The 20,631-nt window shown below is 33.4% G+C and carries 17 protein-coding genes and 1 tRNA gene; 3 read left to right on the forward strand and 15 right to left on the reverse strand.

Going from position 1 to position 20,631, the window contains the following annotated elements; all coding sequences use genetic code 11:
• Positions 1-13 precede the first annotated feature (13 nt).
• Entirely contained in the window at positions 14-2,245 is a 2,232-nt protein-coding gene (locus tag ACPX19_RS02965) for a S9 family peptidase (RefSeq protein ID WP_426431393.1), read from the reverse strand.
• A gap of 239 nt (positions 2,246-2,484) precedes the next feature.
• On the opposite strand from ACPX19_RS02965, the gene ACPX19_RS02970 reads away from it, so the two are divergent.
• Both ACPX19_RS02970 and ACPX19_RS02975 read left to right on the forward strand, forming a co-directional pair.
• The gene (locus ACPX19_RS02970) at positions 2,485-3,789 is read left to right on the forward strand and encodes a hydroxymethylglutaryl-CoA reductase, degradative (protein ID WP_426431394.1); all 1,305 of its coding nucleotides are present in this window, start codon (positions 2,485-2,487) and stop codon (positions 3,787-3,789) included.
• A 48-nt stretch (positions 3,790-3,837) separates the two neighbouring features.
• Positions 3,838-5,091: a GYDIA family GHMP kinase gene (locus ACPX19_RS02975; protein WP_426431395.1), complete on the forward strand. Its 1,254-nt coding sequence runs from the start codon at positions 3,838-3,840 to the stop codon at positions 5,089-5,091.
• A 56-nt stretch (positions 5,092-5,147) separates the two neighbouring features.
• On the opposite strand, the gene ACPX19_RS02980 is transcribed toward ACPX19_RS02975, so the two are convergent.
• The 7 genes from ACPX19_RS02980 to ACPX19_RS03010 form a co-directional block, all read right to left on the reverse strand.
• The gene (locus ACPX19_RS02980) at positions 5,148-7,304 is read right to left on the reverse strand and encodes a SurA N-terminal domain-containing protein (protein ID WP_426431396.1); all 2,157 of its coding nucleotides are present in this window, start codon (positions 7,302-7,304) and stop codon (positions 5,148-5,150) included.
• Positions 7,305-7,398: 94 nt separating this feature from the next.
• Complete coding sequence (locus ACPX19_RS02985; RefSeq protein ID WP_426431397.1) at positions 7,399-8,688, reverse strand: hemolysin family protein; 1,290 nt, start codon at positions 8,686-8,688, stop codon at positions 7,399-7,401.
• Between the two features lie 3 nt (positions 8,689-8,691).
• On the reverse strand, positions 8,692-8,883 hold the full coding sequence (locus ACPX19_RS02990; RefSeq protein WP_426431398.1) for a hypothetical protein: 192 nt from the start codon (positions 8,881-8,883) through the stop codon (positions 8,692-8,694).
• Between the two features lie 37 nt (positions 8,884-8,920).
• Positions 8,921-9,487: an LPS export ABC transporter periplasmic protein LptC gene (lptC, locus tag ACPX19_RS02995; RefSeq protein WP_426431399.1), complete on the reverse strand. Its 567-nt coding sequence runs from the start codon at positions 9,485-9,487 to the stop codon at positions 8,921-8,923.
• The gene (locus tag ACPX19_RS03000) at positions 9,487-10,851 is read right to left on the reverse strand and encodes a hypothetical protein (protein WP_426431400.1); all 1,365 of its coding nucleotides are present in this window, start codon (positions 10,849-10,851) and stop codon (positions 9,487-9,489) included. The genes lptC and ACPX19_RS03000 overlap by 1 nt, the downstream gene beginning before the upstream one ends.
• Positions 10,852-10,864: 13 nt before the next feature.
• The gene (locus ACPX19_RS03005) at positions 10,865-12,187 is read right to left on the reverse strand and encodes a hypothetical protein (protein ID WP_426431401.1); all 1,323 of its coding nucleotides are present in this window, start codon (positions 12,185-12,187) and stop codon (positions 10,865-10,867) included.
• Entirely contained in the window at positions 12,187-12,915 is a 729-nt protein-coding gene (locus ACPX19_RS03010; RefSeq protein ID WP_426431402.1) for a type III pantothenate kinase, read from the reverse strand. The genes ACPX19_RS03005 and ACPX19_RS03010 overlap by 1 nt, the downstream gene beginning before the upstream one ends.
• A gap of 102 nt (positions 12,916-13,017) precedes the next feature.
• Here ACPX19_RS03010 and ACPX19_RS03015 point away from each other — a divergent pair.
• A tRNA-Phe gene (locus ACPX19_RS03015) sits at positions 13,018-13,090 on the forward strand.
• A gap of 177 nt (positions 13,091-13,267) precedes the next feature.
• Here ACPX19_RS03015 and ACPX19_RS03020 read toward each other — a convergent pair.
• From ACPX19_RS03020 to ACPX19_RS03050, 7 genes are all read right to left on the reverse strand, one after another.
• Positions 13,268-13,879: a class I SAM-dependent methyltransferase gene (locus ACPX19_RS03020; protein WP_426431403.1), complete on the reverse strand. Its 612-nt coding sequence runs from the start codon at positions 13,877-13,879 to the stop codon at positions 13,268-13,270.
• A gap of 2 nt (positions 13,880-13,881) precedes the next feature.
• Entirely contained in the window at positions 13,882-14,322 is a 441-nt protein-coding gene (locus ACPX19_RS03025; RefSeq protein ID WP_426431404.1) for a heavy-metal-associated domain-containing protein, read from the reverse strand.
• A gap of 23 nt (positions 14,323-14,345) precedes the next feature.
• On the reverse strand, positions 14,346-16,121 hold the full coding sequence (locus ACPX19_RS03030; RefSeq protein ID WP_426431405.1) for an efflux RND transporter periplasmic adaptor subunit: 1,776 nt from the start codon (positions 16,119-16,121) through the stop codon (positions 14,346-14,348).
• Positions 16,108-16,587, reverse strand: coding sequence for a DUF305 domain-containing protein (locus ACPX19_RS03035; RefSeq protein ID WP_426431406.1), 480 nt, complete (start codon positions 16,585-16,587; stop codon positions 16,108-16,110). The genes ACPX19_RS03030 and ACPX19_RS03035 overlap by 14 nt, the downstream gene beginning before the upstream one ends.
• 11 nt (positions 16,588-16,598) lie before the next feature.
• Positions 16,599-17,318 (reverse strand): hypothetical protein, encoded by a 720-nt coding sequence (locus ACPX19_RS03040; protein ID WP_426431407.1) that lies wholly within the window; start codon positions 17,316-17,318, stop codon positions 16,599-16,601.
• Between the two features lie 2 nt (positions 17,319-17,320).
• The gene (locus tag ACPX19_RS03045; RefSeq protein ID WP_426431409.1) at positions 17,321-20,044 is read right to left on the reverse strand and encodes a heavy metal translocating P-type ATPase; all 2,724 of its coding nucleotides are present in this window, start codon (positions 20,042-20,044) and stop codon (positions 17,321-17,323) included.
• Between the two features lie 76 nt (positions 20,045-20,120).
• A complete protein-coding gene (locus ACPX19_RS03050; RefSeq protein WP_426431410.1) occupies positions 20,121-20,630 on the reverse strand; it encodes a helix-turn-helix domain-containing protein in 510 nt (169 codons plus the stop codon).
• Between the last annotated feature and the right edge of the window lies 1 nt (position 20,631).

Consider the following 20,631-nt stretch of genomic DNA (forward strand, 5'->3'; position numbering starts at 1 on the left):
TAGTTTTAGTTAGTTAGCCTTTAATATTTGAAGTTTCCTTTTCTTCTTTTCTAGTTTCTTCGATTTTATCACCTAATGTTTTATGAATAAAATTGGTCATCTTTTTATAGAGATGTAATCTTGTGTTACCTCCATAAATTCCGTGATTTTTATCTGGATAAATCATCCATTCAAATTGTTTGTCAGCTTGTATTAAAGCCTCAACCATACGCATGGTATTTTGTACATGCACGTTATCATCACCTGTTCCATGAATCAATAGGAAATCCCCCTTTAATTTATCGACATGGTTTATTGGTGAATTATCATCGTAACCACTAGGATTCTCATCTGGTGTGGTCATATAACGCTCGGTGTAAATGGTATCGTAGAATCTCCAACTGGTTACAGGTGCTACAGCAATAGCCATTTTAAAGACATCATTACCTTTAAATAATGCATTACTACTCATAAAGCCTCCATAGCTCCAGCCCCAAATTCCGATACGTGAGGCATCAATATATGGTAGTTCCCCCAATTTTTTAGCAGCTTCAATTTGGTCTTCAACCTCATATTTACCCAATTCCTTTTGGGTCACTTTTTTAAAATCTGCACCTTTAAATCCAGTTCCTCTTCCATCTATACAGACTACAATATAACCTTGTTGCGCTAACATTTGATACCAATAATCATTTGCACCATTCCAACGGTTTGCCACCTGTTGAGATCCAGGTCCTGAATATTGATACATAAATAATGGATACTGCTTGTTTTTATCAAAATCTGCAGGCTTAATCATCCACATGTTTAAGTCGTTACCATTGACATTAATATTACTAAATTCTTTTTCGGAAGTCACATAATCTCCTACTTTTTGGGACAACTTATCATTATCCTTAATGCTTTTTACCAAGTCACCCGACTTTGAATTATGCAATGTATATTCATATGGTGTCGTAGCACTAGAATGTGTATTGATAAAGTATGTAAAATCTGCACTAAATGATGCGCTGTTGGTTCCTTCAGTTTTTGTTAAGCGCGTTTTGTCTTTGCCATTTAACTTTATCGAAAAGACATCTCTATTAATAGACCCATTTTCAGTAGATTGAAAGTAAATGGTGTTGGCCTTTTCATTAAACCCATAATAATCAGTCACTTCCCAATTACCATTTGTTACTTGGTTGATCAATTTTCCATTTTTATCGTAATGGTAAATATGGTTAAAACCATCCTTCTCACTCGTCCAAATAAAGCTATTATCCTTCAAGAATGTTAGATTGAAAGTTACATCAATATAGGCGTCATCCTTTTCTTCAAGCACTAAGTCATAATTCATAGTATTAGTATCTATGAACCATAAATCTAATTCGTTTTGATGACGATTCATGTATTGTGCGCTTAAAACATTGGCATCGTTTGTCCACTTGAGTCTTGGGATATAAAAATCTTCGTAAGTCTTATCAACTTTTAGCTCTTTAAGTTTTCCAGTTTTCAAATCATATAAATGCAAGGATACTATTGAGTTCTTTTCTCCTGCTTTTGGGTACTTGAATACTTGTTGTGTTTGGTATAAACCAGAGCCATACACATCCATTGAAAATTCTGGAACTTCAGATTCATCAAAACGAATAAAAGCAATTAAATTACTATCTGCATTCCAATCAAAAGCTCTAACAAAACTAAATTCTTCTTCATATACCCAATCGGTAATACCATTGATGATTTTATTCTTTTCACCATCAAAGGTTATCTGTGTGACATTCCCTGATTTTAAATCCTTAGAGTATAAGTTGTTTTCAAAACCGTAAGCAATTTTAGTCCCATCAGGTGATAACGTTGGCTCTTGGATTAAATGGTCTGCAACCTTAGTTAGTTTTTTAGTTTCCAAGTCATAAACATAATACTCACCCAACCTAGAACGTCTGTATACAGGCTCTTCATTTGTGGTTAATACGACCTTAGTTTCATCATCGCTAAACGTATAATCAAAAAAACCTTGAATCTCCGATATATCTGAGGAAGACACCAAGGTTTTAACCTTTTCTAAAGTTTTGTAGTCGTAAATATCAATAGTGGCTGTTCCATTTTGTCTATCGTAATTTAAAACCGAATATTGTTTTCCGTTTTTCATGGAGTGCAAAGCCTGCATTCCTTCTGTTCTAAACGCCCCACCCCAAATCTCTTCAAGTGTAATTTGCTTATTTTGACCATAAATCAATGTGGTTGTTAGGAGTCCAATAATAGCTACGAAGTATCTCAATTTCATCTGTTAATACTTATTCATTTTAATGGTCAGATGGAATGCCTATTTTATGGTTTTCTGTTGATTTGAAAAATTATTGCTGAAGGCATTTCATCTAAATCTTTTTTCAATAAAGCAATGCCAAGTTTACTAAAAAATATGCAAAAATCAGGCATTATTAACAGTAAATCGGCAATAATAGAAGAATGGGCACACATTTTATGCCAATCCTAAGTATCTTTGCAATTTAAAATCAATTTCTTATGCCAAATGCTATTTCTGGTTTTTCTAAGCTCACTAAATCTGAAAAGATTGAATGGCTAATAGGTACATATTTTTCAGATAGAGAAGCTGCAAGATCCTTAGTTGAGCAGTATTGGAATGCAGACGAGAATATCCAGAAATTACACGACGAGTTTATAGAAAACACCATTACTAATTATTATTTACCTCTCGGTGTTGCGCCAAATTTTTTAATAAACAATAAGCTTTATACCATACCAATGGCGATTGAAGAAAGCTCTGTTGTTGCCGCTGCTAGTAAAGCTGCTAAATTTTGGCTGGACAGAGGAGGCTTTAAGGCTGAAGTGATTTCGACCGAAAAAATAGGTCAGGTTCATTTTGCATATAATGGTAGTTTTAATAATCTTCAATCATTTTTTGAGAGTATAAAACCTAAACTAATTGAAGACACCAAAGCCATTACCAAAAATATGGAACGTCGTGGTGGTGGCATTTTAGATATTGAACTTAGAGATAAAACCGAAGATTTAGAAAATTATTATCAGCTACATGCAACGTTTGAGACGTTAGATGCTATGGGTGCCAATTTTATAAATTCTTGTTTAGAGCAATTCGCAAAAACGTTTAAACAAGAAGCTGAAAAGCAATTAAATAGCGAGCTCGATGTTGTAATGAGTATTCTTTCTAACTATGTGCCTAATTGCTTAGTTAGAGCCGAAGTATCCTGCCCTATTGAGGATTTAAAAAGCAAGGATATTTCTAATCCGAAACTATTTGCACAAAAATTTAAGCAAGCTGTTAATATTGCCGAAGTTGAACCTTATAGAGCGGTAACTCACAACAAAGGCATAATGAATGGTATTGATGCTGTTGTTTTGGCTACAGGAAACGATTTTAGAGCTGTTGAAGCTGGTGTACATGCTTATGCTTCAAAAGATGGCAGCTATAAAAGTTTAACGCATTGCTCTATTGAAAATAACACATTTAGATTCTGGATTGAAATCCCATTAGCTTTAGGCACAGTTGGAGGTTTAACCACTTTACATCCTTTGGTAAAGTTCGCTTTAGAAATGCTGGAAAACCCAACGGCTAAAGACTTAATGCAAATTGTGGCAGTTGCAGGTTTAGCTCAGAATTTTGCTGCTGTTAAATCCTTAACCACAACTGGTATTCAAGAAGGCCACATGAAAATGCATTTATTGAATATTTTAAATCAGTTTGAGGCGACCTCTGAAGAAAAAAAGAAAATAGTAGAACATTTTAAAACCAATGTGGTTACGCATAGTGCTGTTGTTGAGGCAATTGAAAAAATAAGAAAAATTTAATTTAATCTGGTGACTGAGCGTAGTCGAAGTCACATTATTAATTATATAATGCCAAAAGGATACGTTTATATATTAGAATGCTCTGATGGTTCTTATTATACTGGTAGTACTATTGATATTGAAAAAAGTGTTGCGGAGCATAATGATGGTAAAGGTGCAAATCACACAAAAAAACGATTACCTGTAAAACTAAAATATATTGAGGAGTTTCAAAGAATTGATGATGCATTTTATAGAGAAAAACAAATTCAAGGTTGGAGTAAGGCAAAAAAAGAAGCTTTGATAAAAAACCAACTTAGAGAATTAAAAAATCTGGCAGAATGCAAGAATGAGAGTCATTACAAATTGTGGCTTCGACTACGCTCAGCCACCGAAAACCAATCTATAGAAACATATCAAAGCAACGGCAAACTGCTGCTCACTGGTGAATATGTCGTACTAGATGGCGCAAAGGCTTTAGCATTACCTACAAAATTTGGACAGAGTTTAAAAGTTGAAGAAAACAATACCAACACCATTTTTTGGAAAAGCTTTGATGAAAATGGTAATATTTGGTTTGAGAATACTCTAATTATTGATGATGGCGAGATCATTGAACAAATTCAGGGTGGCAATGATATTTCTAAAAGGCTAAAACAGATTCTTAAAGCTACCCAAGAATTGAATCCTAATTTTCTCAGCACAAATCAAGGCTATACTATTTCAACACATCTAAATTTTAATAGAAACTGGGGATTAGGCACATCCTCTACACTCATAAATAATATCTCCCAATGGGCAAATGTAGATGCTTACCAGTTGTTAGACAAAACTTTTGGTGGTAGTGGTTATGACATAGCTTGTGCAAAACATAACACTCCAATAACTTTTCAACTCGACAATTCAAAACGTCCTATGGTTAATGCTGTAGACTTTAACCCTTCGTTTAAAGATAATCTATACTTTGTTTACCTAAATAAAAAACAAAACAGCAGAGATGGTATTAAAGCTTACAAATTGCTAAACAAGATTAGTGATTCTATTTTAAATAGTATTAATGATATCACTGAAGAAATTATAACAGCCAAGTCTTTGTCGATATTTGAACAACTAATCGACAAGCACGAAAACATTATATCAGAGCTTTTAAATCAAGAACCTGTTAAGTCTAAATTTTTCACTGATTATGATGGATCTATAAAAAGTCTTGGTGCTTGGGGAGGCGATTTTATTCTGGTCACTTCTGAAAATAATCCATCAGCATACTTTAAATCTAAAGGCCTTGAGACTGTAATACCATATTCTGAAATGGTAATGAATTAAAAAAGGCTTTACATTTCTGCAAAGCCTCTTTTTCCCTGTATAGTTAATTACTTTTTCTAGTAAACTGTTTTAGCTCTGTTATCTTCAATCTCAGCTGCCTTTTCTAATGCTAGGTATACTTTTCCTTGCACAGCCCCACGTCTAGTTGCATTAAGTCTGTTCATAATAGATGTATAGTTATCCAATTCCGTAGCTTCAGTTATTTTAGTTACCTCAATAACGTAGACACCTTTTTCACCATCTATAGGCTTAGAAGTTTTACCTTGCTCTAAACCAAATGCTGCTCCAATTACTTTTGGCTCAACACCAGCTCCTGCTAGCGTAGTATTTTTTAATGTTACAGCTGCTGCAGTTTTTGGACTCTGACCTTGATTTTTAGCAATCTCATCTACAGAAGTTGCTTTAATCTTCTCACGAATCATTTTTGCCTTCTTCTCTTTTCTGATTTCAGGAAGAGCAGTTACTGATGCATCTTCAACACTCATTAAACCTTCCTCGTTCTTTTCTACTAATTTAGCTACAATAAAGCCAAAACCAGAAATCGGGAAATTTTTGTAATCACCTACATCTGTAGTTTCTTCAAATGCCCAACGCACTACTTGTCTCTGACTTCCTAAACCTGGCATATTTTCGTCTAATTCTTTGAAGGTAATGGGTTTTACCGTTAATTGACGCTCTTTAGCTAACTCATTAAAATCAGCATCTTTTGCTGCTATCTCAAACTTAGACACATTATTATAAACTTCATCTAATGTTTTTTGAGATGGTTCAATTTTTCTAGCTAGTGTACCAATTTTATATGTATCGTTAAAACTCTTCTGCTCTAAGATTTCAATAACATGGTAGCCAAATGAAGTGCCAACTACATCAATATCACCTTTCTTATTATCAAAAGCAAATGCCTTAAATTCTGGTGCCATACCTGCGTTGTATGCAAACTCTATTTCACCATCATCTTCATTACTCACTTTATCAGATGACAACTCTAACAAATCCATAAACTTAGTGCCACTCTTTATTTTTGCCAATATACTATCAGCTGTTTCCTTAGCTTCTTCTGGTGTTTTTGTCACAGATGCATCAGCTCTCTGACCACCAGCATAAGGAATCAATATATGTCTAACTTTTACAGTATCTGGCATTTGCGCTTTAGCAATCATCTTTGAAAGCTTAAAGTACTCACCATCCTTGTAAGGACCATAGTAATCACCAACTCCCAATTTCATTAAGCTATCTTTTGCTACACCAGGAATTTGAGCCGCTCTTAAGAATGTATCATTATACTTTATATCTGAATTAGAATTGATGAACTCTGCTACATCCTCTACAGTATCAAAGCCAGGAATAGTGTCTGTGTTTCCACTACTTTCGTTATATAATGGTTGGTCACTTTTTAATTTTAAAAGAGCAGCTTTAATTGCATCTTCGTCTTCCTTAGAAGCTTCTTCTTTAAATTCTACATAAACCACTTCTCTGTTAGCATCTGCTTTAAACTTTTCTTCATGTTTTTTCATGTAAGCCTTAATGTCAGATTTCGTAACCTCTACCAAACTATCTGCAATTGTAGTATAAGGTATCTGTACAAAACGAATATCTACATTTTTAGCGTCGGCTAAATACTCATCTTTAGCTTCTGCAATTGTAGTGCTAACACCAGCCTTAATCATGTTATAATATGTTTGCTGAAGTGCATTTGTCGCAATAGACTGCTCATTATTTGTCCAGATATCGTAATTGATATTAAATGATTGTCCTGCAGAAGTTAATGGTGCAGAATCTGGACTTATATCTTTAAGGTTGCTGATGAAGGCATTAAGACGATTTACATCAAAGTTTCCATTTTCATCCTGAAATTCTGGATAGGATTGAAAGCTGTTTTTAAGTAAATCACGCATTTCATCTTTTTCAACTGATAAGCCAAGTGCCTCATATTCTTCGTCTAAAATGATTTTACGCAATTCTTCATTATAAATAGCATTCATTGCCTGAGTAGAAGAAATTCTTCCTCCCGCTCTATCCTGGTAATTCTTTACTTTTTGTTGAAAATCATCTCTCTCGATATCTGTTCCGTTTACAGTTGCTATGACACCCTGAGAATTTGAAAATGCATTTGGATTATCAATTACGCCTTGTATAACGAAAGCAAACAATGCTAATGCTATTACTAATATTAAGATTAGTGAACGCTGTCTAATTTTATTTAAAATTGCCATTTCTTAATTTTTTCGTATAAATAAGTCTGCGAAAATAGTATTTTCTAATAAATAATAAAAGGAGAAGTATAGTTTTTGTAAGCTCTAGTGATCATTAGTCTTCACCGAGAATTTTAAGCTTAACAATATCTATTTTTGTGGAAGATACTTCTTCAATTGTGAACTTGAAATTCTCAACTACAATATCCTCATTTTTCTCTGGTATACCTTCAGTTTCATCAACAATTAATCCTCCTAAGGTTTCATAGGTTTCACTTTCTGGAAGATTGAGTTTATAAGCTTCATTAATGTAATCTACCTCGAGCCTAGCAGAAAATCTATAAGTATCTTCATCGATTTGCTCTTCTATCATTTCAAGTGTATCGTGTTCATCTTCTATCTCGCCAAATAATTCTTCAATAATATCCTCAACAGACATAAGACCAGATGTGCCACCATATTCATCAATGACTACAGCTATACTTTGACGCTTTTTGGTTAATATATTAAGTACATCTTTAATCAATATAGTCTCTGGCACAAAACTTACTGGAATAATAATGGATTTAATATTCTTGGGCTTTTTAAACAACTCAAAAGCATGCACATACCCTAAAATATCATCAATACTATCCTTATAAACAATAATTTTTGTCCTCCCAGTTTCAATAAACAGTTGGCTTAAATTTTCAATGGATTCTGAGATGTCTACCGCGGAAATTTCGGTACGTGGCACCATAACCTCTCTTGCTTTTACTTCTGAAAATTCTAACGCATTTTGAAATATTTGAATTTCACTATCAACCTCTTCATGATCCTCTACAGATTCCATTTGCTCGCTGATATAATTTCCAAGCTCTACTTTGGTCATCGCCAAAACCACATCTTCACCTTTAGCTCTAAAAATATTTTTTAATACAGCATCCGAAATCCAAAGCACTAAGTCAGAAATCCAACTAAAAAAGACGTAAAATATATAAGTTGGTAACGCTAAGATCTTCATTAAGGTATTGGCGTAAATTTGAAAAAACACCTTTGGCAAAAACTCTGCTGTAATTAATATTATAAATGTTGAAATTATGGTTTGCGTTAACAACTGCAAATCATGGAACAGATAGGTTAAAATACTGCTATCTGAAGGCAACATGGATTGAAACCACCTTACTAACACATCGCCCATTTTTAGACCATAAATAACTAAGGCTATATTGTTACCAATTAGCATGGTAGCAATATATTTAGATGGTTTTGCTGTTAACTTCGTTAATATTTTACCGAGGAAATCTTCCTGCTTTTTCTCTAGTTCTATGTGTATTTTATTAGAGGACACATAAGCAATCTCCATCCCAGAAAAAAATGCTGAAAGTATAAGTGTAACTACAATTATGACTATATCTAAAGTCATATACTAGTCTTTATTTCTATCTTGAAATTTACTTGCAAAACGCTTTCTAAAAAAGAACATAAATACTGCTAAAGCCACAAAGAAAAGAGACATATATGACCTATTTCTATCTACAGACCAATTAGTAATTGCATCCCAAAGAAACAAAATTGCAAATATGATGTAAGCGTATTGAAATATTTTTAGAAGTTTCATGAGTAGTTATCTAAGTAAAATTAAGTTACAAAGATAGTTAATTATCGAGTTCAAAATCGCCACCGTATTCTATCATCTGAAATTTCTTAAAATCTTTATCAGAGTCAAAACCAATACCATGGGAAGGGCCTTCGATTCTATTAAACACCCATGGCTCGTTAGTAAAAACCCATTCTAACTTTTCGTTGTAGTACAACTGCTCTGTTACCAGTTTTTCGTTTTGATGGGTTGTGATGGTTACATTTCCTCTTAAATCTATGATATCTGTATCTGTATAAAAAATGGCATAACGGGATGTTATAGTAGTTATTTTGCCTTCTTTATCATATACTTTTAAAACAATACCTTTTGGAAATTCAGAGAAAGCAAAGTCTCGATTAGAATAATCGAGCATTTTGGGGCTAATGAGATTTGCCTTTAGCCTTACAGAGTCTTCGATAAGCTCCGTATATTTTAAGTCAATATTCTCAGCTTCTCCTATTGGTTGGTTTTGGAGTACTCCAACTTTTTGAACATCGCTGAAATCATTTTCACAAGAAAAAAACAAAGTCACAGCAAACACTGTGACTAAGTTCTTTATAATATGTGAATTTCTTAGATTCATTAAAGGTTTGGTACAGTTACAGAACGCCCTATCCAGCATCCAATCCTTATAGTTTGTCCCGCATTACCTTCAGTAAAAATATCTGATTTTGAAGGTGCACTTGCTCTATAACTAGCTGCAGATTTTTCTGCTGCAGATTTTAAACGACTATCTACTCTACCTGCCTTTTCAGCTTCTAAAGCCGCTAACCAGAATACTGCTCTTTTATTAAAGTTAGAGTCACCACAGCTATTAGCACTCTTGGCGTACATTGACGCGATAGCTATGTAAGGTGAACCATCAGAAGGGTTTAGCTTCATGGATTCCATATAGTATTGTCTGGCTTGTCCATAACTCCCTTTGTCCTTTAATTCATTTGCTAACTTTTTATAAAGCTTTGCTTTTTTAAGTGGATCAGATTCTAGGTCTAAAGTTTGATTAAAATACTTCTGCTCGCCTGTTAATAAATACAAGTAGTATGATGTATCTGCACTTGGCTCTAAACTATTTTTTTGCTGAACTAACTTTAAGAATAACGGATCTTCTTTGCAACCTTTGGCATACATACGATTCATAGCTCTCTGTAACCATAAACCATCACTTTTATTATTCTCATAGTTTTTTTCATACAAAGGTATTAATACATCGCAAGTTGCTCTTTGCCCAAGTTTTTGATCCATACTTGGTATAACTTGCTCTTCAAAGGCATTTATACTAGACTCGTAATATTTTTTCAACTTTTCCTCTCTGTTTGTCAAAGACGTGCCGTTTTCTTCTTTTTTAACAAGTTCATTTAACTTTGAAGTATTCCCATCTATGATTTTTTCAATAATTTCAATAATATCATCATACTTATCGAACATCTTTTGAGCCTCTAATTTACCTTCATCGAATAAATCTACGGCCAAAGAAAAGTAAGTATAAAGTCCTTTAGCATTTGTAAAGTTCTTCTTGTCCCTATTAAAAGCATCTTGAAACATATCATATTCTTCTTGAGAGGATACTCCAAGTTCTTTCTTGTATTTATACGCCAAGTTAGCTTTATCCACTAAAATCTCACCTAGATCATAATTTGATGGAAAATTCTCTCTACTTTGATCGTAAAGCAACATTAAGTCGTTGATGTGGGCTACTTGCTCTGCTCCTGTTGAGTTTTCGATTTTGTGTGTTAATATTTTTTCACCATGCACGTAGATTGCTCTATTGAATTTTGGGCACTTGTTACGAACTATTTTCCATGGTTCATAGGCATCATCATATTTTTTTGTTTTCACATAACTATCAAAAATTGATAGGTTGTTCATACACTCTTCATCTTGTTGAGCAAAACTAATGTTGAAACTCATAAAAAGAGCCGCTAGTAGTATAGTAATTCTCGTCTTCATCTTTTATTTATTGTTAGTTGTACTTCTTTTGTCTAAACCATCTAGAGTTTAAAGATAAACTTACGTTGAAGTTTATAAAATTCTCTTGGATTAAATTATTGTTAGTTGTTCCTCGTTTTCCAATTTCAAGTCCTAGGTTTAAATTTGAAAAAGGATCGCGAGATCTTTGACCAACTGGTAATCCTAAACCAAAAGATATGCCAAACTCTTTTATCGATTCGTTTTTAACCACTAAACCTGTATTAGCAAAGTTTATTCCAGCTCTATAAACCACGCGTTTAAAATACCCAGTAAACGCATCAAAATCAGGAATATAAAAACCCCCTAAAGAAAATTGCGAAGCATTTTCAAAACTCGAAATATCATTGCTATAAAACGGGTTAGAAAAATTGCTTGTATTTTGTAAAGTATACTCAGCACCAACAAACCATGATTGAGGTTTACCCAAACCTGCACCTAAAGACCAACGAGATGGCAAAGTTAAATCTGTATTTCTTAGGTTTTGGCTCTCTAAATCAATTTCTAATGTATTCAATACAGTTTCCGTACCTGTAGTTGTAACATCTATTGTGGAGATTGTACGAACATTCTCTGAAGACAATTTACTTTCTGGTGCAAAGGTAGCTGTTGCAGAGAGTTCTAAATTATTGGATATCTTGGTCTTATATGCCAATCCAAAATTTACGTCTAAACCACTCAAATCAGACCTACTATCTTCTCTCGTTTGTAGCTCAACCAAATCACCATCTTGTGTATAAGCAAACTCAATAGCAGAATTCTGAATGTTTCCAAAATTGTAATTAATATCAACACCAAATCCTAGCTTTTTTGAAATCTGATAACCAAAACCTGCAAAAACTCTATTGACACCACCTTCTCCACTAAAACGATTTATAATATCTTCATTATCATTAATATCGTCCAACTTATAACCAACAGAAGTATATGGCATGAGTCCAAAGCCAAAACCAAACTTACCAATTGGTACCGACAAGGCTATATAATCAAAAGTAGAGCTATTGCCTTCTGCCTCTCCTGAATTTCCTTTTAATGTGGTATTAGAAGAAGTACCTGCTACTGCAAACTTTACTGGCCGACTTTCTCCATCATATGGGTAAGCATCTACATTTTTACCAACATAAGAAGCAGGATTTCTTAAATTAAGGTGTATGCTATCTAAATAAACACTGATACCACCCATACTACGATTTTCTACCGTACCTTTAAATTTGAGGCTACCTATTCCGTAAAATGAATATGGTGATGCAGTACCTTGTTGCGCAAAAACACTAGAACTTATAATTGCAATACAAATTACAATGAGTCTCTTTATCATTATTTTGAATTAAAATCTAGAATGTAATTCAAACCCTCTAAAAGAAAATTTGAGTTCGCAAATATGCTATTTTTTAATTGGTTTGACAAAAAATTGGCGTCACCACCTGTTAAAATAACTGTTAAATCTTGATGTTCAGCTTTATATTGGTCTATTACCCCATCTATTTCTTTAACAACTCCCATAACAACTCCTGAATGTATAGAAGATTCGGTTGAGTTACCAATTATGCTCTCTGGCTGGTTTTTATCTAATAGCGGAAGGTTAGCCGTTAAATTATGAAGCGCATGATATCTTAATCTAATACCAGGCGAAATAGCTCCTCCTAAATATTCATTTTTTTCGTTAACAAAGTCGTATGTAATACACGTTCCAGCGTCTATGATCAACACATTGTTATCAGGAAATTGATTTACTGAAGCACTTACCAAGGCAATACGGTCTACGCCAAGCGTTTTTGGAGTTTTGTAAAGATTTTTAAAGGGTAATTTTATCTTATGGTTTAATTCTAGAACTTCTAATTCTTCCTTTACTATCTCTATTTCCTTTTTAGATAATCTGCCAACAGAGGAAATGATAGCTGTTTTCAATTTTGGAAAATCTCTTTTAAGCTTTTTGAACTCTTTTTTAAATTTTGAGAGCTTAAAACTTACTTTATGAATAAGTTCATCATTCTGAAAAACAGCAAATTTCACAAAGGTATTCCCAACGTCAACTATGAGATTCATACAATTTTAATAAGAAGCAAATTTATAAAATCAAATTTTACAATTTTCTTTTTGGTAATACTAAAAATGAATTTATATTTGCATCCGCTTATTTAAGCAACTGGTGCCTTAGCTCAGTTGGTAGAGCAAAGGACTGAAAATCCTTGTGTCCCTGGTTCGATTCCTGGAGGCACCACCTTTAAACCCTGTAAAACATTGTTTTTCAGGGTTTTTTTAGTGTTAAAGAGACAACAATAGGGACAACATGCCCTTAAAAAATAAAAAAGAGCCTTCTGTAAAAGACTCTTTTATTAATTGTTAAAATTGATTATTGAAATTAAAAAAGTTCAACAATATCAGGAAAACAATCTAATTATAATCTCTTGAACCAACAAAACGTGAAATTCTGATTTGTATCAAAAGGCGTTGTATGTGACTTATTAATGCATTTTTGTTTAGAAAATGAAACATTAAACAAGTCTTCCATAGATTTTTCAGAATATTGATTTATTTCTAAACCACTACACTTTTTTGGTCCGTTTTCTGAAAATGTACCTATTACTAAATTTCCATTTTTCTCGATATTCTGTTGTACCAGTTGTTGATACTTTTTGATTTGAAATTCATCAATTAAAAAATGAAATGACGCTCTATCGTGCCAAAAATGATATTTTTCAGTTGGAACGAAATCTAAAACATCCGATACAATCCAAGTAACATCATCTGTCTGATTTTTTAGTCTTTTTTTAGCTCTTTCAATTGCTGCTTCCGAAATATCTAACACTGTAATATTTGTGTAGCCTAATTTTAATAAATGATCTACCAAAAAACTATCACCACCTCCAATATCAATTATCTTATCTGATTTAGACAGATTTGCTATTTCAATAAATGATAATGAGGTTTTTGGTATTGGTTCAAACCAACTTACCTCATTTAGAGATTTTGTTTTAAAGACGTTTTCCCAGTGTTCTTTTCTGTTCATTATTAATGGTCGTGATTTGAATGGTCATCACTTTTCATTTCTCCAGATTGATTCATCATCATTTCGTGGTCGTATTGGCAACAACCAGGTAAATTTTTATAGGCTTCTTCATTACCTGCTACTTTTTCAGTATCATACCCTGAAGCTGCGATTGCATTATGAATTGCCATTGCATCTGTTTTAGAACTATCGAAAGATACATCTATTTTCTTTTTGTCTTTATCCCAGTTTGCATCAGTAACACCTTCAACACTATTGGCTGCTTTTTCAATGGTATTTTTACACATACCACAATTACCTCTTACGCCAAAAGATAAATCTGTCATTGCGATTTCTTTTGCTGCTTCTGTAGTTGTAATTTCTTCAACTTTTTTAGTTTCGCTTTTGCAACTTGTTAATCCCATAGCTGCCATTACAGCTACACTTAAAATTACTCTTTTCATTTTTAAAAAAATTTAATTATTGTTTACTTTTCTATTACTTGTTTAACCTCACCACATTTAAGCATTGCATTACCAAAATATGGATTCAAGATTTGTTCTTCTTTACTTAACCAATAGGCTCCGTTATTGTTATCTGCCATAGGGCAAAATTCTACATAGACCTTTTCTTTTACACCAAACATTTGAACCGCTTTTATAAAATGTGAAGACAAGTGTTTAAAATGATTTCTTTGGGTTTTAATGTCTTGTGAACCGGCTATTGAAGTTGTAGAAGATTTTATCTCATCTATTAATGACATCCAATGATTGTGTGCTTCATCTTTAAGCAATTTCATATCTGTCTTACCCAAATTTGATAGTAAAGAAGTTGCATTTTGTGAACTACCTTTTGAGTCTTCTTTTACTAATGCATCTTTTAAATTGATGTAATCATTGTATACCTCATTTAATTGCTCTTGAAATTTCTCTGACACTTTTAAGCGTTCATTCATATTAGTATGGTCGATTTCATTTTTTGAATTATTATCCATACCTAAATGACCTTCGTGACCTGTTGTTGTTTTACCACCTTGCTTATTCATCATTGATTTTTTTCCTTGTAATTGGGCTGCTGCATCTACAGTAAATGCTCCGTTGGTAACAATTTCATTTCCTGTAAATAATCCCTCTAATACCTCATAATTATCTCCGATTTTATTACCTAAAGCCACTTCTTTCAATTCAAAAACAGGTTCATTTGGATTGGTTTTTAAATACACAACAGAACGTTCGCCTGTCCAAAGTACTGCCGAAGATGGTATCATTATTACTTCATTTGCATTGGTTTTATCACTTTCAATTTCTGCGGTTACAAACATTCCTGGTTTAAAAATGTCTTCTTTATTATCTAATACCACCCGTAAATCTACAGTTCGTGTTTTGTTATTTAAAACAGGGTCAATAAAATCTACCTTTCCTTTAAATTGTTTATTAGGATATGCATTGGTGATTATATTAACTTCTTGCCCTTTTTTGAATAGTTCAATCTGATTTTCATACATATCAAAATTTGCCCAAACCGTATTGAGGTTAGCAATTTTTAATAAAGGTTGACCTTGTTTGATATAATCGCCTTGTTCCACTAATTTTTCAGTTACTGTTCCAGAAACCGTAGCATAGACAGGAAAATTTTCAATGACTTTACCAGATGATTCAATTTGATTGATTTGGTTTTCAGAAAGTTTCCACAGTTTTAATTTATTACGTACTGCTTTGTATAAAGCAGGTTGCGATTCTTTTAAAGAAGCCGCAGTTATCAATTCTTGTTGTGCTGCATATAATTCTGGTGAATAAATAGTTGCCAAAAGTTGTCCTTTACGAACTACTTCACCTGTAAAACTGATATTTAAACGCTCAATTCTACCAGAAAAATAACTGACTTGCACTGCATTAACTTCTTCATTTTCAGATATTTTACCTGATAATTTTATTGTTCTATTTTCTGCTACACCATCACCTATAACGGTAGTTTGGATGTTTGCTAGAGCCATTGCATTTGCAGTTAATTTAAACTGATCTGCTGTTAAACCATCTGAACCCGCTTCGGCAGGAATTAAGTCCATTCCACAAATGGGACAATCACCTTGCTCTGGTTGCATAATTTGTGGGTGCATAGAGCATGTCCACATTTGATTAGTTTCTGTAAACTCTTTGTGATTCTTGCTCGACGCTCTATTAGAACTACCGCCAAATAGCAACCAACCTAATAATAAACCAACTGCTAATATTCCTAAATAGATTAGTATCTTATTTGTTTTCATTTTCTATTCGTTTTATCATTGCTTTCATTTCTGCAATTTCTTTTTCTTGTGCTTTTATAATGTCATTTGCTAACTTTTGAACTTCCGCATCATTAAAGTTAGCATTCGAGCTTGTCAATATTGCTGATGAATGATGTGGTATCATTGCTTTCATCCATTGAATATCACTAATTGGTGTTTGTGTTCTTAATCCATAGAGACATCCCATAAAAACAATAATTGAAGCACCAATAATAGCATAGTTAAGTTTAGTGTTTTCATACATTTTCCACATAAACAAAAGCATTGAAATTGCCATTGGCGCAACCATTAGCAACGTCATATAGGCTCTTGTGGTGCTTAACATAATATGGTCTAATTCAAACACATTTAAAAACATAATGGCATACATCATAATGAATGACACTAATAGCATTAGTCCAAATTTTCTATAGTTTGACTTTTTCATATTGTTGTTGTTTTCCATAATATTTTTGTTTAACTATTTTTAATTTTTCTTCTTTTAGTCATCTTTCTAATTGAAGGTGATGACGTATACCACAGTAAAAAACCACTTAAAACCGTTATCAATCCTAACAAAGAAAATGCTCTTAGTACAGTCGTGTTGAAATTATCTCTGCCTTCATAATCCATAGTGTGCGTCATCCATAAAAAATCGAACCAACGCCAACTACGATGTCTTACGGTTTGAAACTTTCCATCTTTTAGAGACACATAGGCTTTTAATGCTTCATCAGATTTATAAGAAATCACATAAGCAGGCAATAAACGTTCTCTGTATTCGTGGTGTTTACCTACCTCGTTGATTTGCTCTATTGATTCTACTTCTAAACCACTTTTTATATAATTTTTTGCGATGTAAAGAGCTTCTTCTTTTGAAATAAAATTCTTTTTTGTTCCATCTAAAGCATTGAACAGCTTCTCATTATTTACCCAATAATAGGGTGTATTATTGATGTCTCTTAATTCAATAGTATTGACTCCATTAGAAGTATTTAGTGTTGATGGGCTTATTAAATTATTGAACGTTTGTGGTTGATAATCCAAATTCTTAAAATGGTCTCCGTGAATATCATCAATATTTGTCCAACTGAAATACAAGCCACTAATTGTCCAAAACAAGAATTGAATGCCTAAAAAGAGACTTAAATAGCGATGTGTTTTTCTAATTTTTAATGCTGTATGCCTGTTTATCATAACTATATTTTTATCCTTCTTAAACGTAACGCATTTGCAATAACTGACACTGAACTAAAACTCATTGCCAAAGCTGCTATCATTGGTGATAATAAAATTCCAAAAAATGGAAATAACACACCTGCTGCAATAGGTACACCTAACGTATTATAAACTAATGCGAAGAATAAATTCTGTTTGATATTCTTCATTACTGCACTACTTAAATGACGAGCTTTTACTATACCGTGCAAATCGCCTTTAACCAATGTAATCATTGCACTTTCAATAGCGACATCTGTTCCTGTACCCATTGCAATACCTACATCACTTTTTGCCAATGCAGGTGCATCATTAATGCCATCACCTGCCATAGCAACCACTTTACCTTCATTTTGAAGTTTCTCAACTTCTTTTAATTTGTCCTCGGGTAACATACTCGCTTTAAAATCTGCCAGATTCAATTCTGATGCTACCGCTTGTGCTGTATCGTGATTATCGCCTGTAAGCATTATTACATCAACTCCTTTGCTTTGCAGTTCTTGTATAGCTTTTGCACTGGTGTCTTTAATTTTATCACCTATAACTACATAACCCACCACTTTTTTATCGATAGCCAAATAAGAAACTGTTTTCCCTTGCTTTTGAAATGACTTGGCTTCTTTTTGCATTTCGGAAGTAATTTCACCTTTTGCATACTCCATCATTTTAGGATTCCCTAATGCTGCATTTTTACCATCTATTTTAGCTTCAACTCCTTTTCCTGTAATCGCACTAAAACTATCCGATTTTAGTATTTCAACATTATACTCTTTTCCATATATTACAGTAGCCTCTGCTAAAGGATGTTCACTATTGGTATTTAACGAGACGATGTATTGAAGTACCTTTTTGTCGTTATAATCATCACTAAAAGAACCTACGGTTTCAACTGTTGGTTTACCTTCCGTAATTGTTCCTGTTTTATCCACAATAAGGGTATTTACCTTATTCATTTTTTCAAGAGCTTCGGCATTTTTGATAAGCACCCCATTTTGAGCACCTTTACCCACACCAACTATAACCGACATAGGTGTTGCTAAACCTAACGCACAAGGACACGCTATAATTAGAACTGCAATCGCATTAACCAACGCATAAACGTAAGCAGGTTCTGGCCCCCAAATAGCCCAAATTGCAAACGTTATTAATGATATAATGACAACTACAGGCACAAAGTAACCCGATACTTTATCTGCAAGATTTTGAATAGGTGCTCGACTTCTACTGGCATCGTTTACCATATGTATGATTTGTGATAAAAGTGTATCGCTACCGACTTTTTCAGCTTTCATTAAAAAGGATTGGTTGCCATTTATTGTTCCACTGCTAACTTTATCATCTTTAACCTTATTAACTGGAATAGGTTCACCTGTAATCATTGATTCGTCAATACTGGTTTCACCCTCTGTAATAATACCATCAACAGGGATTTTATCACCTGGTTTTACTTTAAGAATATCGTTAAGTTCTATCTTGTCAATACTCACTTCTATTTCTTCACCATCAACTATTTTTACAGCTTTATTAGGTGCTAATTTGAGTAATTCCTTTACTGCTGAATTGGTTTTACTGTGAGCGCGAGCTTCTAATAATTGACCTAAAAGCACTAATGTTAGAATAACTGTTGCCGCCTCAAAATACACGTGAACTGCTCCCGATTCGGTTTTAAATTCATTGGGAAACGCATCAGGGAATAACATACCAAAAACACTGAATGTCCACGCTACACCTGCACCAATTCCAATAAGTGTAAACATATTGAGGTTCCACGTTTTAATGCTTTTGTAAGCTCGTTCAAAGAACATCCAAGTCGCATAAAACACGACAGGAATAGATAAAACGAATTGTACCCAATTCCAATATTTCTGCTCCATTATGTCGTATAACGGGTTGCTATTGAGCATTTCGCTCATAGCTATTAAGAAAACAGGCAGTGTAAATGCTGTTGCTACCCAAAACTTTTTCAATAGTTTTTTATACGTTTTTTCTTCAGCAGAAAGATCTGGTTTCATTGGTACTAAATCCATACCGCAAATGGGACAAGAACCTGCTTCGTCTTTTACAACTTCAGGGTGCATTGGACAAGTCCATTGTTCTGCATTTGATATTGATAGATTTTGTTCTTCTACCAAGTCCATTCCGCATACAGGGCAATCGCCTGGGTTATCGTAGGTTTTATCACCTTCGCAATGCATTGGGCAATAAAATGTGCATGTACCTTTGCCTTTAGGTTTCTGTTTTTCTTCTTGATTAGATTCTGGTCGTTGACCTGCTTTGTATATGCTGTAAGTGCCTCCGTCATTTTCAAGAATATCTTGAAATGTTTCAATCGGAATTTCAGATTTCATATCGATTGTGGCTTCGGCTTTTTCTAAATCAACCGAAACATTAGTAACACCTTCTACTTTTGAAAGGGTATTTTCTACGTGCGATTTACAACCGTTGCAGGTCATGCCATTTACAGGAAACGTACGCGTAACCATTTCATCATTTTTGTAGGGATGAATATGGTACTTTGCTTTCTTTTCTTGCAATGCTTTTTCAAAAGTAGCTAATGGAATATGCTTTTGCATTTCTACAACAGCTGTTGATGCTTCAAAATCAATCTCTACATTTTTCACACCCTCAACTTCTGATAAAGCATTATTAACAGTTCTCATACAACCTTTACAGGTCATTCCCTGAATTTGATATTTGTGTTTCATTATTTTCATATTTTAAAGTTAACCCACAAAACTACCTTACACTTGCCAGTATGGTTTTCCTAATATTGGATAATATTTATACAATTTGGTCTAATGGTTTTCTGTTATCTATTTGTAGGTTTTTAAAATCAGTCATAGACATTCCTGTGACCTGTTTAAACTGTTTTGCTAAATGACTGCTATTTTTGTAATTGAGACTGTACGCTATTTCTGAAAAATTCAGCTCTTGTAACTGGATATATTCCTTAACCTTTTCAATTTTTAGGTTTATAAAGTATTTTTCTAATGTTATACCCTCTGACTTACTGAAGGTTTTACTCAATATGGAATAGCTCTTACCCATTTCACTTTCAAGTTTTGCGAGAATAACATTTGTATCATTCTTTTCTATATGTTCAATAAGATTCACCTTAATCTTTTCTACCAACGCTTTTGTAGGGTCTTTAATCAATTCAAAACCTAATTCATTTAAATTCTTTTCAAATTTTAAATAATCATTATTTGGGTTTTCTTTAACTGTTATTTTTCCAAGTTGAATAGCTTCTACTTCGATGCCTTCATCATTTAAAAGTTTAAGAATTGACATT

The organism is Winogradskyella sp. HB-48, from assembly GCF_049942685.1.
Taxonomy (GTDB): domain Bacteria; phylum Bacteroidota; class Bacteroidia; order Flavobacteriales; family Flavobacteriaceae; genus Winogradskyella.